We start from the raw sequence: 14,664 nt of genomic DNA, 5'->3' as shown, positions 1-14,664 counted from the left end.
GGAGGACGTTGAGTTTGGTGTTAAATCTACCCTGGCAAAACCCAGCCGCGCAGGATATCGAGCCGCAGCGTGTCGCCGACCGCCGCCTTCCGGTTCAACAGCATCAGCAAGGGCTGCGAGACGTCGCCGACGCGGACGAACACTTCCCAATAGCCACCACGATAGATGGTTCGCTCGACCGTCCCCTCGAAGCCTCTTGATCCGGTGGCCAGCACCAGATGCTCAGGCCTGAGCAGCAGTGTCGCCGGGCCGGGAATGCAATCCTGCGGACAGTCCACGTCCAATGTGATCTCGCCGAGGCGCACTTGCGCTTCGCCGTCATCCACCCGCTCTACAACAACGGGAACAAGCGTGCTGCGGCCGATGAAACCAGCAACCCTTTTCGATACCGGCCGGCGGTAGAGCGTATCGGGGTCGGCCACCTGCAGGATCTCACCGTCCCACATCACCGCGACCTGATCGGCCAGCGCCATTGCCTCGCGCTGGTCATGGGTGATGAACAGGGTCGTTGCCTCGCTCGCCTTGTGAAAGGCGGCAAGTTCCTCTTCCATCGCGGCACGCAGATGCGGGTCCAGATTGGCGAGCGGCTCGTCCATCAGCACGGTGCCAGCGCCTTGCGCCAGGCAGCGCGCCAGGGCCACCCGCTGGCGCTGGCCGCCGGAAAGCTCCGCCGGCTTGCGATGCATAAAAGGCGTCAGCGCCACACTCTCCAGGCATTCGGCAACCCGGGAGGAAACGGCGGCGCGCCGCTTGCCGGAGGTTTCCAGAGGGAAGGCGACATTGCCGGCGACGCTCATATGCGGCCACAGCGCATAGGACTGGAACACAACGCCGACCTGGCGGTCTTCCGGCGCCAGATGAAACCCGTCCCTTGCGACCGGCAGACCGTCAAGATCGATCTCGCCCGTGTCGATCGGCTCCAGTCCGGCAATCGCACGCAGCAGGGTCGACTTGCCGCAGCCGGACGGTCCCAGCACGACAAAAAAACTGCCGGCCTCGATCGACAGGCTAACGCCGTTCAGGGCCTTGTGGGTACCGAAGGATTTGGTGACGGAGGCAAGCTGGATGGACATGCCTTCTGGTAGCGCCCTCCTGTGACAGGCGCATTACACCGTCATCATTGTCGATAATTGACCTATCGAAGCCGCAGCAGCAGATCGACTTCCTCTTCCAAAGCGCGGCCATAGGCCCGCGCCGCCGGGGCGTTGGTCGTGCTCAAGGTTTCGTGCCGCAGCAGGCAATAGGCGGCCAGCCGCCAGTGATAGGCCGTGCGTTCCTCCAGGAACCGCTCGACGGTCTCTTGTTGCGGGTAGGCTTCCAGGAACATGTCCTCGACATGGGCGACCAGTGGATGAATGCCGTAGAGCATGGCAAGGCCGGGGGAGACAAAACAGGCGATGTCCTCGACCGGATCGCCAAGACCGGCGAACTGCCAGTCGATCAGCCGGGCGCCGTCTCCGGTCGCCAGAATGGTGCCAAGGCAGAAACTGCGATGGACGAGCGAGCGGACGGGTTCCCGGCGAGGGACTGCGTCGGTTTCCGGCCGGAGCCGCAACAGGTTGGCTGCCTTGCGGCTTTGCGGGATAAGCGCCAGCATGTCGTCGCCGCTTTTAAGCACCTCATGATAACCGGACGGCACGATCTGGTGACTGGGAATGGGTTCGTTCAGGGCCGCGAACCGGCCGATCAGCTCGGCGGCCTCCCCCACCTCGATCTCTTCGGATTGGCGCGGCGCGTTGCCGTAGACCAGGAGCGGCGTGCCGGCCGGGCTCTGCGCGAACGCTTCCAGATCCGGCGCAAGCCCATGCCGCGCGAGAACCGCGAGAGCATCGGCTTCCTGTTCCGGCAATGTCGGATAGAGCGGGTTTTCCTCGTTGTCCGGGAAGAATTCCTTGATCAAATAGGATCGCCCCGGCACCGTCAGCCACCAGAACCGGCAGGTATAGCTGACCGGCAGAGGGCGCAGCCGCGCCTCGGACCAGTCCTTCACCGGCAACAGGGTCTTCAGAAAGGCCAGCAGTTCCGTATCTGACAGACGTTCGCTCACGCGCATCCTCTTCGTTCGATCCCGTTCTGATCGCGTTGAAAATGGTTTCCGTCAAGTCGAAGTTTTGTGCGTTCGCCGCTGTTTCAGATCCGAAACGCGCAATGTCGGAGTTGGAGCACTGGCCGTCGTTCTGAGACTGCCCGGAATTCACCCGCTCTCCGCTAACGTGATTTCCAATGGCGCGGAGCGCGAACGGCACAGGTCCGACCGGACGCTCAGGCACCCACCTCATACCTTTATGGCGGACAGAATGACCGACGAGATCGACATGGCTCCCTCCGAGGACACGCAACCGGCCCGGCGTGGCCGGCGCCGCCGGGGCGGTGAGAAGGCGACACCCGACCTCTTTCCGCAAAAACCGTTCAAGCAGCCGCGCAACATCTTTCCTCCGTTGGAGGCGGTCTCGGCGGACGAACTCGAAGCGATCCACAACGCGTCGATGCGCGTGCTGGAAGAGATCGGCATCGATTTCCTGCACGAAGAAGCCAGGGCGATGCTGAAGGCGGCCGGTGCGGATGTAAAGCCGGGCGAAGACCGGGTGCGCATGGACCGGGCCATGGTCGAGGAGCTTGTTGGCAAGGCCCCGGCCGAATTCACGCTCCATGCCCGCAACCCTGCCCACGACCTTCAGATCGGCGGCAACGCCATTTCCTTTGCCAGCGTTGCCAGCGCGCCGAATGCGGTCGACCGGGACGGCGGCCGCAGGCCGGGCAACCAGCAGGACTATCGCAACTTCCTGAAACTGTCCCAGTTCTTCAACATCATTCATGGCGTGATGGGTTATCCGGTCGAGCCGGTCGACATCCATGCATCGGTCCGGCACCTCGACTGCATTGCCGACTTTCTCCGCCTGACCGACAAGGTCTACCACATCTATTCGCTGGGCCGGGAACGCAACCTCGACGGCCTGGAGCTCACCCGGATCGGCTATGGCCTCAGCCACGAGGACTTCATCAACACGCCCTGCGTTGCCACCGTCATCAACACGTCCTCGCCGCTGCGCCTCGACACGCCGATGTTGCAGGGCCTGATCGAGATGGCCAAGGCGGGCCAGGTCTCCATCGTCACGCCGTTCACGCTGGCGGGCGCCATGGCGCCGGTGACGATAGCCGGCGCGCTGACGCTGCAGAACGCCGAGGCGCTCGCCGGCATCGCCTTCGCGCAGATCGTCAGGCCCGGCGCGCCGGTGGTCTATGGCGGCTTTACGTCCAATGTCGACATGCGCTCAGGCGCACCTGCCTTCGGAACGCCGGAATACATGAAGGCCGCCCTGGTCGGCGGCCAACTCGCGCGGCGCTACCACCTGCCCTACCGCTCGTCCGGGGTCTGCGCCGCCAACACGGTCGACTACCAGGCCGCGCTGGAGACCACCCTGTCGGAATGGGGCGCCATCAATGGCGGCGCCAACATCATCAAACATGCCGCCGGCTGGCTGGAAGGCGGCCTCAGCGCCGGTTTCGAGAAATTCATCACCGACATCGACCTGCTTCAGAAGATCGCCGAATACCTGACCCCGCTCGATGTCTCCGAGGAAGCCCTTGCCGTCGACGCCATCCGCGAAGTTGGACCGGCCGGACACTTCTTCGGCACCGAGCACACCCAGGCCCGCTACAAGGACGCGTTCTACGCCCCGATCGTTTCCGACTGGCGCAATTACGAGACCTGGGCGGAGGCTGGCAGCCCAACCGCCTATGACAGGGCCAACATGCTCTACAAGAAGGCGCTCGAAGCTTATGAGCAGCCGCCGCTCGACCCAGCCATCGACGAGGAGATCTCCGCCTTTGTCGACAGGCGCAAGGCAGAGGGCGGCGCCCCGACCGATTTCTAAATTTTACCTCAGACACACGAAAAGCCTGCCAATCGAGAGCGGGCGGTTCCGGAGCGATTTTCATGAAAACCCACACCCAGGTTGTTGTCATCGGCGGCGGAGTAGTCGGCTGCAGCGTGCTTTACCACCTGACCAAGCTCGGCTGGAAAGACGTCACCCTGGTGGAACGGGACGAACTGACCTCCGGCTCGTCCTGGCACGCCGCCGGCGGCTTCCACACGCTCAACGGCGATCCGAATGTCGCCCAGCTGCAGAGCTACACCGTCGATCTCTACAAGGAACTGGAAGAGATTTCCGGCCAGTCCTGCAGCCTGCACCTGACCGGCGGCGTCATGCTGGCCGATACGCCCGAACGCATGGACTTCCTGCGCCTGGCCCAGGCCAAGGGCCGTTATCTCGGCATGGACCTGGAGCTGATCTCTGTGGCGGAAGCCAAAAAGATGTTCCCGATGCTCGACGAGAAACACTTCATCGGCGCGCTCTGGGATCCGATTGAGGGCCATCTCGACCCGTCCGGCACCACCCACGCCTATGCCAAGGCCGCCCGTGTCAACGGCGCCACCGTCTACCGGCACACCAAGGTGGAAGAGCTGGTGCAGACGCCCGACGGCACCTGGGACGTGATCACCAACAAGGGCACGATCCGTGCCGAGCATGTCGTCAATGCCGGCGGTCTGTGGGCCCGCGAATGCGGCCGCATGGTCGGCATCGAACTGCCTGTGCTTGCCATGGAGCACATGTATCTCCTGACAGACGAAATGCCGGAAGTCGTTGCCCACAACGAGGCGACCGGCAAGGAACTGATCGGCATTCTCGATTTCGGCGGCGAGATCTACACCCGCCAGGAAGGCAAGGGCATGCTGCTCGGCACCTATGAGCAGAACTGCCGTCCCTGGAGCCCGCGCCAGACCCCCTGGGATTTCGGCCACGAGCTGCTGGCGCCGGATCTCGACCGGATCGCGCCGGAGCTGGAAGTCGGCTTCGAGCATTTCCCGGCCCTGCAGAATGCCGGCATCAAGCAGATCATCAACGGCCCCTTCACCTTCGCGCCCGACGGCAACCCGCTGGTCGGCCCGGTGCGCGGCCTGCAGAACTACTGGGTCGCCTGCGGTGTCATGGCCGGCTTCAGCCAGGGCGGCGGTGTCGGCCTGACGCTCGCCAACTGGATGATCAACGGCGATCCGGGCTACGACATCTGGGGCATGGACGTCGCCCGCTACGGCACCTGGGCGACGCTCGCCTACACCAATGCCAAGGTGCAGGAAAACTACCGCCGCCGCTTCCGCATCCGCTTCCCGAACGAGGAATTGCCCGCCGCAAGGCCGCACCAGACCACCCCTCTCTATGACCGCATGCTGGCGCAGGGCGCGGTCATGGGCGACAGCTGGGCGCTGGAAACCCCGCTCTGGTTCGCGCCTGAAGGCGTCGAGGCCAAGGACGTCATTTCCTTCCATCGCTCCAACGATTTCGAGCATGTCGGCGCTGAATGCCGGGCCGTGCGCGACAGCGTCGGTGTGACGGAGACCGCCAACTTCGCCAAATACGAAATCACAGGTCCAGGCGCCGAGCAGTTCCTGTCTCACCTGATGACCAACACCATGCCAAAGATCGGCCGCATCATCCTGACCCCGATGCTGAACGAGAACGGTAAGTTGATCGGCGACTTCACCATCGCCCGCACCGGCGAACAAAAGTTCTACATGTGGGGCTCGTCCCAGGCCGAGATCTATCACATGCGCTGGTTCGAGAAACATCTGCCACAAGACGGCTCTGTGACGCTGCGCGCGATTAATCTCGGCTGGGTGGGCCTGTCGATTGCCGGCCCGAATGCCCGCAAGGTACTGGACAAGATCACCGGCGAGGACGTTTCGAATGAAGCCTTCCGGTTCATGGATTTCCGCGAGATGGACGTCGCCAACGCCCCCTGCAAGGTCAACCGGATCACCTATACCGGCGACCTCGGCTACGAGCTCTGGATGGCGCCGGAATACCAGCGCCAGGTCTATGACGCACTGATGAAGGCGGGCGAAGAGTACGGCATCGTCAATTTCGGCATGCGCGCGCTGCTCTGCCTGCGCCTTGAAAAGAATTTCGGCACCTGGTTCCGCGAGTTCCGGCCGATTTACGGCCCGTATGAAGCCGATCTCGGCCGCTTCGTGAAATTGTCGAAGGAAAGCTTCATCGGCAAGGACGCCGCCCAGAAGGAATTCGACGAAGGCCCGAAACGGCTGCGCGTCAGTTTCATGGTCGATGCCGGCGACGCCGACGTCATGGGCGACGAACCGATCTGGCATGGCGGCAAGGTGATCGGCTGGATCACCTCCGGCGGTTTCGGCCATCACGTCAACACCTCGCTCGCCCAGGGTTATGTGCCGGCTGAGCTTGCCAGGGATCTCGGCGACGGCGCCTTCGAGATCGAAATTCTCGGCGAACGCCGCAAGGCAACCATCAATCCGGAACCGCTGTTCGATCCGAAAGCGGAACGCATGCGCATGTAACAACCGTCCTGAGAGTCTGGCCCAAAAATGAAGTCGAAATGGCATGAGAAATGGCGAAACACCGATAGGAAGGGTGCGCGGAGCGGGCTTATTGCCCGGTCAAGCGCGCTGACGACACGGGGTGAGGCCATTTTCATGTCCTTCGGATTTGACCGACTTGGTATTCCTCTGCGTCGCGAAAGGCTTGAAAATGAACCACATTTCCTGCGCTTTCGCTCCTAGATGAAGACCAAGTCGCCTCAAACCATTTCAGCTTCATTTGTGGGCCAGACTCTCAAGAAGCGGCACCACAAGGGAGGAGTGTGGGCAGTCATGAATACGGAACATTTTGGCCGCCACCGGCGCAAGATCATGCCCGCGGTTCTGCCCGCGCATCCCGGAGATCTTGCCGATTACGAAACCCTCGCCGCCTATGCGATGGAAAAGGCAACGGTGCTCAACCGGCATGTGCTGGGCTATGGCGAACTGGCCGAGGCGGAATGGGCGGCGCTCGGCCTCGGCGCGCCCGACCTTGACACCATCCGCGCCTATCGTCTGCAGCGCATCCGCAGCCAGCTCGACCAGCGCGGTCTGTCGGCCGCGATCCTGTGCGATCCGCTGAATGTGCGCTACGCGACCGACGCCACCAACATGCAGATCTGGTCGACCCACAATGCCGTGCGCTACACATTCGTGGCTTTGGACGGTCCTGTGGTCGCCTTCGACTTCCACAATTGCGAGCACCTCGCCGCGCATAATTTTCTGGTCGACGAGATCCGCCATGGCGTGCCCTGGTTCTATTTCGAGGCCGGCCCGCGCTCACAGGAACTTGCGCAAAAATGGGCCGACGAGCTCGCCGACCTCGTGAAGCAATACGGCGGCGGCAATCACCGCATCGCCCTCGACAAGGCCCGCCGCGAAGGCGTCGCGGCACTGGAAGGCCATGGCATCTCGATCCATGACGGCGAAGAGGTGATGGAACTGGCCAGGGCGATCAAATGTCCGGACGAGATCAAGGCCATGCGCCGCTCGATCGCGTCCTGCGAAGCCGCCATGCACGAGATGGAAGCCGCGCTTCGCCCCGGCATGACCGAATGGGATCTCTGGGCGCTTCTTCATGCCGGCAACATCCGCCGCGGCGGCGAATGGATCGAGACCCATCTGCTGTCATCCGGTCCGCGCACCAATCCCTGGTTCCAGGAGGCCTCCGCCCGGGAGATCCAGAAAGGCGAGCTGGTGGCGTTCGACACCGACCTGGTCGGGCCCTACGGCATGTGCTGCGACATTTCCCGCACCTGGCTCTGCGGCGACGGCGTGCCAACCAACGAACAGCGCGTGCTCTACCAGATGGCGGTCGACCAGATCGAGGCCAATATCGGCATGCTGGCACCCGGCAGAACCTTCCGGGAACTGTCACACGATGCCACCAGCTTGCCGGATGAGTATCTCGCCAACCGCTATTCCGTGCTCTTCCACGGCGTTGGCCTGTGCGACGAATACCCGGCTGTGCCCTACCCGGCCGACTGGGACGCCGGCGGCTATGACGGCCTGCTGGAACCGGGCATGGTGGTCTGTGTGGAAAGCTATGTCGGCCGACACGGCGGCCACGAGGGCGTCAAGCTGGAGGAACAGCTGCTGATCACCGAGTCAGGCTACGAGCGGCTGAGCACCTATCCCTGGGATGCGCGGCTGATGGGCGGAGTGGTGCAAAGAGGCGAGCGTCCTACCAAGCTTCCTCGTCCTGCCATGGCTTGACCATGGCATCCATGCCGTTGCCTTGCCCCGCGAAAGGCATTGCGTGGGGCGACCGAAACGGCATGGATTGCCGGGTCAAGCCCGGCAATCACGAAGTGGTCGGGATTTCGCGCGGTGTCGGTGCCTCCCCGGTCCCGGCTCGCGCTGCGCTTGGCCGGGATGACGGTGGAAAGGCTTGGGCCTGTCTGCGTCAGCTTTTTGGGCCTATTTCAGCCGGATGATCTTCGCGCCGAGCTGGCGGGCGTAGTCGCCCTGGCTGAGGATGACCACGTTGGTCTCGGTGACCTCGGTCTGTTTCAGCTCCAGCGGGGTCTTGCCGTCCGGATTGACGATCACCTTGCGGGTCGGCGGCAGGCCGCGGAACACCAGCACGCCGGCTTCCTTGGTGACGATGGCGCCATAGGGCTCGTCATGGACGATGCGGGTGGTGCCGCTTTCGGCCTGTGCAGCAGCTCCGAGCACAAGGCTCAGACCGGCAGCCGCCAGCAGGGATGCGCAGATCGTTTTCATGGTCCGTCTTCCTGTTAAGACTTCATTTACCATGAATCGTAACCGCTCGTTAACTTTTGCGCCAGCCACCGCGTGACCGGCATCCCCTGAAAGCAAAGTTATGGTTAACGCGTCACAGGCTTCGTCCCGCGATGCGCGCCGGCTCGACAGCCGGCGCGCATCTTGTTCGGTGCAAAGAGACTTCAGGCTGCCAGTTTGGGATGGATCTCCACACCCTTTTCGACGAAGTCCGCATTCGCGGCGAGCAGCCCCGCCAGGTTCTCCCGGAATTGCATTTTCATCAACGGCACCATCAGCCGGCCGAGCGGCCCGAATTTGGGCGTGAACTCAAAGCGCATGGTCACGCGGCTTTCGGTCGCCGACAGGGCCTCGAAATCGAGCGTCACCCGCGCCTGCTTGAGCGGAACATTGGCTTCGAAAATATCGACCACCATGTGTTCCTCGGGCCTATAGCCGATGATCCGTTCCTTCAGATAGGTCTTGCCGTCGACATGCCTGCAGATCCGCTCGGCACCAAGACCTGAGGCAGCGCTTTTCGACAAGAGCGGCGACTGATGGATCACCGGATTGAACCGGTAGATTTCGTCGAATTGATCCCAGCTCCGCCAAAGCTCGGCAAGCGGGGCGTTGACGGTTCTGGACACGACCAGTTCAGCCATGATGACTTCCTCCTCCTGAAAAACCTCAAAGACGGCGCAGCCAGTCGGCAATGCCCTGGCCGATGACATGCGGATGTTCCTCTTGCAGGAAATGTGTGCCGGCGCCGACAAACCGGACTTCCAGGTTCGGCACGTTTGCGCTCAGGTACTCGACAACCGGCTTCGGCGCGATGGCGCCCGGCTCGCCGTAAAACATCAGCTTCGGGATTGGACTGGACAGCAGCCAGGCGCCATTGTCGGCGACCTCTTTGACCACACCGGCCGGCTTGCCGCCGATCGGCACTTCCCGCGGCCAGGCGAGCACCGGCTTCCGGCTTGCCGGGGTCGGGAAGGGGCGCCGATAGGCGTCCATTTCGGCTTCCGTCATGTTGCGCATGACACCCAGATTGGGCAGCACGTTTTCGACGAAGAAGTTCTTTTCCAGCACCAGCTCCGCGCCTTCATCGGTGTGCATCAGCCGGAAGAAATCCGCGATCGGTTCCGGCATGGCTTCATAGGACGGCGCTGGCATCGCCGGCGGCACGATGGCCTCCATGAAGACGAGACCGGCAATCCGGTCCGGATTGAGGCGCGCATAGCGCATGCCGAGCGCGGAGCCCCAGTCATGCACTACCAGGATCGCGTTGTTGAGATCCAGCTGATCCAGGAACGCATCGAGATAGGCGGCGTGGTCGGCGAAGCTGTAGTCGATATCAGGCTTGCCGCTGTCACCCATTCCGATCAGATCCGGAGCGATGGCACGATAACCCACAGGCAGATGCGGCAGCACGTTGCGCCAGAGGTAGGACGACGTCGGATTGCCGTGCAGATAAACGACCGGCACTCCCGCCCCCTCGTCGACATAGCTGATCGTTGACCCGCGCACCGCCGCCTCTTTCTTGGCAAACGGAAACTCCGCGGAAATCGGCACGCCGTAGGGCGCATTGGTCCCGGTGTCGGAAGCAGCCGTTTGCGCAAGCGCCGATACGGTCGGGGTCAGCGCGGCTGCTGCGGCCCCGGCAACGACGCCTTTCAGCAAGCCGCGCCGGTTGGTCTTCAGGTCTGGTCGGTCTGTCATCTTCAATCCATCTCGCTCTTGGGCCGGCGGACACCCGCCTTTGCTGAATTGGTGGATTGAATTTGAATTGGGAATACGCTGTTCTTGGCAGGGGTGGATTGAAATCAATCCACCTTCATTCGCGTGAATCCGGCAACAGTGAGCCCTATGAAAAAGACCCTGGACTGGGACCATCTGCGCATCTTCCTGATGGCCATGCGCACCGGCAGCTTCCGGAAGGCAGCGGAGAGACTAGGGGTCAACCATGGCACCGTGCACCGCGCGATCTCGGCCCTGGAAACAGATCTCGGCGCCCGGGTCTTCGACCGGACAACCAGCGGCCTTCGACTGACACAGTCGGGCGAAAGCCTGATCGGGCCGGCGGAAGAAATGGAGGCGCAGGCGAACAGCATTTCACGCAAGCTCTTCGGCCTTGATCTCAAACCCTCCGGCACGATCCGCCTAAGCCTGCCGCCGGCGCTCTCCCATGGCCTCCTGTCCGACATGCTGTGCGGCTTCACCGAAGCCTATCCGGAAATCTCAGTCCATACGATCGCCACCAACCGGATCTCGGATCTGCGCCGCCTGGAAGCGGACGTGTCGCTCCGGGTTGCCCGGACGGTCGACGAGGACGTTTACGGCCGCAAGCTGGTGAAATTCGTCCAGGCGGTCTTCGCGTCGCCCGGCTACCTGAAACGCCATCCCGACCTCCTGGGCTCACAAGGCATGGGTGCGCATTGGATCGCCTGGAGTGAGCACCAGGACTGGGTGGCGGTCAGCCCGTTCCCGAAGGCTGCCGTGCGCCACGTTCTGCCGGAGATTTCCATGCAGATCGAAGCCGCGGCGAAAGGGCTTGGACTGATCAAGATACCCGCCTTTGCCGGTGACGTAGACCCGCGCATTGTCCGTGTGCCGGACGTTCCCGTTCAGAGCGGGTATGACATCTGGATCCTTTATCACGGTGATCTGAGGCGCGTCGCCCGCGTGCGGGCATTTGCCGATTTCGCAATCGACTATTTCAAGCGCAACAGCACACTGTTTACGGCCTGACCCTCACGGTCAGGCCTGCACGCCGAGGCCCAGTTCCTTGAAGAATTCCTCGACATGTTCGGCAAAGGCATGGGTCGCCTTGCCGGCCTTGCCGCTTTCGCGCATGACGATGTGATAGTCGCCGATTTCGGGCAGGCCGTGACGCGCGTCAAGCACCTGCATCGGCGAAACCACGACGCTGGCCGGAAACGGCGCCACCGCAAGATCCGCCAACAGGGCAGCTTCCTGGCCGGCGCTGTGAAAGCTCGTATAGGAAATCCGGTAAGGCTTCTGGGCATCGTCCAGGGCAATGCGCGCGGCGCGCCGCCAGGGGCAGCCGGGCGTCGACACCGCCAGAGGCAGCGGGTCGCGTTCATAGGCAATGCCGCCCTCCAGACCGACCCAGACCAGCGGTTCGGTGAAGACGATCTCCCCGCCCTTGGCAAGACCGGTATCGGGCCGGGCCGTAAACAGGGCGAGATCCAGCTCGCCCTTGCGGATCTTCTCGTCCAGCATCGGGCTGCCGTCCAGATGCACATCCACGTTCACGCCCGGATGGGAGCGGGCGAAGCGGGACAGGATGTTGGGCAGAAAGCGCGTGCCGAAATCGGACGGCGCACCGAAACGGACCTCACCCTCGACATCGGGGTAAAGGAACAGGCCGACGGCTTCCTCGTTCAGCATCAGGATGCGCCTGGCGTACCCCAGCAAGGCTTCGCCCTCCGGCGTCAGCCGCACGCTGCGCCCTTCGCGCGCAAACACGGAAACCCCCAGAATGGTTTCCAGTTTCTTGATCTGCATGGAGACGGCTGACGGCGTCCGGCCGATCAGCTCCGAAGCCTTTGAAAAACTGGACGTTTCCGCGATCACAACGAAGGTGCGGTAAAGTTCCAGATCGATTAGCGGAATGCCCGCTCCTGGCAGTTTCTGCAAGGGATCACCCGACTTGAGTTCAGTTCAATTTTTTTGAACGACTAGATGAATACTATTCGTTTGATTGAATCGCAAAAAACGCCCATATGAGCAGCAACAGGCCCTGATTTTGAGCAGGGCCCACTCATTCTTCACAATCGAACAATTCAGGATCGGGATCGCCATGACCTATCTTGCACAAGCTCTCGGCACCAACCTCATGGGTGTTGTTTCCGGCCACACGGCAGCAGAACTGGCCCGCATGAACCAGGCTCTCCGCCTGCGCGAGACCGCCAAGGCCCGCAAGACCGGCCGCTAACAAAGCCTTTCGAGAGGTGCTTTAGGCCGTTAGGCGAGAGCCGGATAGCCCATCTCGGCCGCCTGCCGCTCCATGGCAAGGATGCCGTCATAGGCGCTGACGTCAAGTTTCGAAAAGCCGCGAATGCCCAGGCGTTCGCGGCTTTTTGCCGTTTCCGGCGCAGCAAAAACCTGCGCCACCGTCTCGCCGATCCGCGCCACTTCCGCGTCCGAAAACCGCAGCGACGTGATCAGCGGCAGCCCGGGCGCGGACGCCGTTTCACCGATTGACCTGAGATCTGCGGCCAGGTCGGGACATTCCCGGCAAGCCAGACCCCAGCTCACGGCGTCGATCGAGGCGATCTCCGCATCGCCGGCCGCGACCATCTTCATCGAATTCAGATGACCGCCGCTCTCGATCACATCCGAGAAGAACACCGTGCCCCTGCCGAGCCGCGCAATCGCGTGACGGAACGTGTTCATGCCGGACTGGCTGTCGGAACTGTTGAAGGCCGCCCGCCGGCCGCGCAGATCCGCCAGCGCCCGATAGGAACTGTTGCGGCGGACAACCAGCTGGCTGCAGTAGTTGGGACCCCGGCAGCCCGGCGCTTCGTAATGCGGGGTACCGATCAGGCGCACCTTGCCGGCAAGCGCATGGGTCAGGGGATAGCCGCATGTCTGGGTCAGAAGAACGTCCGGATCGCTCCAGACTGCGACGATTTCCGCCTCCTCGCTCCGCTCGCGAAAGGCCTTGTCTTCGATCCCCAGAACGGCGGAAAGCGCGCCTTGCAGCGCGCTCTCCAGGTCCGCGGTGGCGTCACGAACTTCCGGCCAGTCATACATCGGCAGACGGACCGGCAGATAGGACCGTCCCGTCAAGAAACCGCCTTTCCGGCTGTTTGCAGCGCGGCCGTTTCCCGGCGCCGGGTCGGATGCGCCACCGGCTCCTTCACCTTGAAGAGATACTGCTTCGCCAGGGCAAAATAACTGGAGAACACATAACCTTCATTGCGCTTCTGCCAGTCCGCGCGGGCCGCGCGGTAGATGCCGGGCAGCTGGTACCAGGGTGTGCGCGGATTGGCGTGGTGCACCACGTGAAGGTTGTTGTTGAGGAACAGCAGCGAAAAGATCGGACAGAACTCCACGATGATCGACCGGGCTTCGGCCTGCTCATGTGCGCGATGTTCGGCAAACGTGCGCAGCATCAGCATGCTCATGGCCGGATAGGACACGCACAGGAGATAGAGCCACAGAGGGATGCCGCCAACAAGAGTGATAAAGGCGATCACCGGAACGATGCCGGCCAGATGGTGCAGCCAGGCACGCATAACAACCCTGTCGCCGTTCGCCATCATCCGGAATTCAGCGCCCAGGAAGCCGACCATCGACACCGCCGGCCCGAGCATAAGACGGCCGAGCAGGGTGTTGTTGAGTGTCAGTACGAAGCGGATCGGTGCCGGCAGGTCCTGCCAGTCGGCCCAGGCCAGATAGAAGCTTTCCGGATCGTCGTACGGGTCCGTCAGACGGTCATTGTTGTGATGGCGCAGATGCAGCGACTTGAAGCGGCGATAGGGGATCCACAGACCAAGCGAACAATAGACCAGGGCTTCGTTGACCGCCGGGCTGCGGGTCGGGTGACCGTGCAGGACCTCGTGCTGCAGGGAGGATTGCAGCGTGACGGACAGCGCCGCCAGCGGAAAGACCACATAAGGCCCAAGCTCGGAATAAAAGCCGATCAACAGCATCCAGGTTACCGACGTGGCCAGTATGAGGGCCAATGTCGGCCATTCGCGAGGTATTGCGCGTGGCACGAAGGTCTCCAAATATTTGATAATACGGTACAAACCGAAGGACTGGCATGAGTATGACCGGCAGGTGAACCGGGTTCAATTTGAGACTTGGGAACAAATTCCACATGAGTTATCAAATTCAACAGATTGTTGAACTTTGAAAACTAACTTTGATTTTTATAAACATTTGAGATGGTATTCCGGAGCTGCACCGCCTTTCGATGGACCGGCGAACCGGACCTGTTAAAGCCCTGAATTGTCGTTGACCGGCCGCTTCCCGGAAAGCGTGTCGTCAGGACCCGCTAATCGCCCTTGGTCGAATCG

General features: G+C 62.3%; 13 protein-coding genes. 5 read left to right on the top strand and 8 right to left on the bottom strand.

The genetic code is table 11. The annotated features are described in order from the left end of the window. Positions 1 to 26 precede the first annotated feature (26 nt). Positions 27 to 1,073, bottom strand: coding sequence for an ABC transporter ATP-binding protein (locus M0H32_RS13815; RefSeq protein ID WP_248154899.1), 1,047 nt, complete (start codon positions 1,071 to 1,073; stop codon positions 27 to 29). 62 nt (positions 1,074 to 1,135) lie between these two features. Beyond that, positions 1,136 to 2,053, bottom strand: coding sequence for a phosphotransferase (locus tag M0H32_RS13810; RefSeq protein ID WP_248154896.1), 918 nt, complete (start codon positions 2,051 to 2,053; stop codon positions 1,136 to 1,138). A gap of 244 nt (positions 2,054 to 2,297) precedes the next feature. Here M0H32_RS13810 and M0H32_RS13805 point away from each other — a divergent pair, with 244 nt between their 5' ends. From M0H32_RS13805 to M0H32_RS13795, 3 genes are all read left to right on the top strand, one after another. Then, entirely contained in the window at positions 2,298 to 3,875 is a 1,578-nt protein-coding gene (locus M0H32_RS13805) for a trimethylamine methyltransferase family protein (protein ID WP_248154894.1), read from the top strand. Between the two features lie 62 nt (positions 3,876 to 3,937). Beyond that, complete coding sequence (locus tag M0H32_RS13800; protein ID WP_248154892.1) at positions 3,938 to 6,373, top strand: GcvT family protein; 2,436 nt, start codon at positions 3,938 to 3,940, stop codon at positions 6,371 to 6,373. A 312-nt stretch (positions 6,374 to 6,685) separates the two neighbouring features. Then, a complete protein-coding gene (locus tag M0H32_RS13795) occupies positions 6,686 to 8,107 on the top strand; it encodes a M24 family metallopeptidase (protein WP_248154890.1) in 1,422 nt (473 codons plus the stop codon). Between the two features lie 204 nt (positions 8,108 to 8,311). Here M0H32_RS13795 and M0H32_RS13790 read toward each other — a convergent pair whose 3' ends face one another. The 3 genes from M0H32_RS13790 to M0H32_RS13780 all read right to left on the bottom strand — a co-directional run bounded on the left by M0H32_RS13790 (position 8,312) and on the right by M0H32_RS13780 (position 10,333). Then, a complete protein-coding gene (locus M0H32_RS13790; RefSeq protein WP_248154888.1) occupies positions 8,312 to 8,617 on the bottom strand; it encodes a hypothetical protein in 306 nt (101 codons plus the stop codon). A 182-nt stretch (positions 8,618 to 8,799) separates the two neighbouring features. Continuing rightward, positions 8,800 to 9,276: an SRPBCC family protein gene (locus M0H32_RS13785; RefSeq protein WP_248154886.1), complete on the bottom strand. Its 477-nt coding sequence runs from the start codon at positions 9,274 to 9,276 to the stop codon at positions 8,800 to 8,802. A gap of 25 nt (positions 9,277 to 9,301) precedes the next feature. Next, complete coding sequence (locus tag M0H32_RS13780; protein WP_248154884.1) at positions 9,302 to 10,333, bottom strand: haloalkane dehalogenase; 1,032 nt, start codon at positions 10,331 to 10,333, stop codon at positions 9,302 to 9,304. Between the two features lie 147 nt (positions 10,334 to 10,480). Between M0H32_RS13780 and M0H32_RS13775 the strand changes: the two genes are divergently transcribed. Beyond that, positions 10,481 to 11,362 (top strand): LysR family transcriptional regulator, encoded by an 882-nt coding sequence (locus M0H32_RS13775; protein ID WP_248154882.1) that lies wholly within the window; start codon positions 10,481 to 10,483, stop codon positions 11,360 to 11,362. Positions 11,363 to 11,371: 9 nt separating this feature from the next. Here the strand turns inward: M0H32_RS13775 and M0H32_RS13770 are convergent, their stop codons facing one another. Then, positions 11,372 to 12,274 carry a LysR family transcriptional regulator gene (locus tag M0H32_RS13770; protein WP_248154880.1) on the bottom strand — a complete coding sequence of 301 codons (903 nt, stop codon included), beginning with the start codon at positions 12,272 to 12,274 and terminating at the stop codon, positions 11,372 to 11,374. Positions 12,275 to 12,437: 163 nt separating this feature from the next. Here M0H32_RS13770 and M0H32_RS29490 point away from each other — a divergent pair, with 163 nt between their 5' ends. After that, on the top strand, positions 12,438 to 12,572 hold the full coding sequence (locus M0H32_RS29490) for a hypothetical protein (protein ID WP_282449360.1): 135 nt from the start codon (positions 12,438 to 12,440) through the stop codon (positions 12,570 to 12,572). A gap of 29 nt (positions 12,573 to 12,601) precedes the next feature. Here M0H32_RS29490 and M0H32_RS13765 read toward each other — a convergent pair whose 3' ends face one another. Further along, positions 12,602 to 13,429: a phosphate/phosphite/phosphonate ABC transporter substrate-binding protein gene (locus tag M0H32_RS13765; RefSeq protein ID WP_248154878.1), complete on the bottom strand. Its 828-nt coding sequence runs from the start codon at positions 13,427 to 13,429 to the stop codon at positions 12,602 to 12,604. Next, positions 13,426 to 14,361, bottom strand: coding sequence for a fatty acid desaturase (locus tag M0H32_RS13760; RefSeq protein ID WP_248154876.1), 936 nt, complete (start codon positions 14,359 to 14,361; stop codon positions 13,426 to 13,428). Before M0H32_RS13760 ends, M0H32_RS13765 begins: the two co-directional genes overlap by 4 nt. Positions 14,362 to 14,664 lie beyond the last annotated feature (303 nt).

The organism is Roseibium sediminicola (genome assembly GCF_023156505.1).
In the GTDB taxonomy this organism is placed as follows: domain Bacteria; phylum Pseudomonadota; class Alphaproteobacteria; order Rhizobiales; family Stappiaceae; genus Roseibium; species Roseibium sediminicola.
The sequence above is the reverse complement of the archived record's forward strand: the minus strand, read 5'-3'. Positions and strand labels throughout refer to the sequence as shown.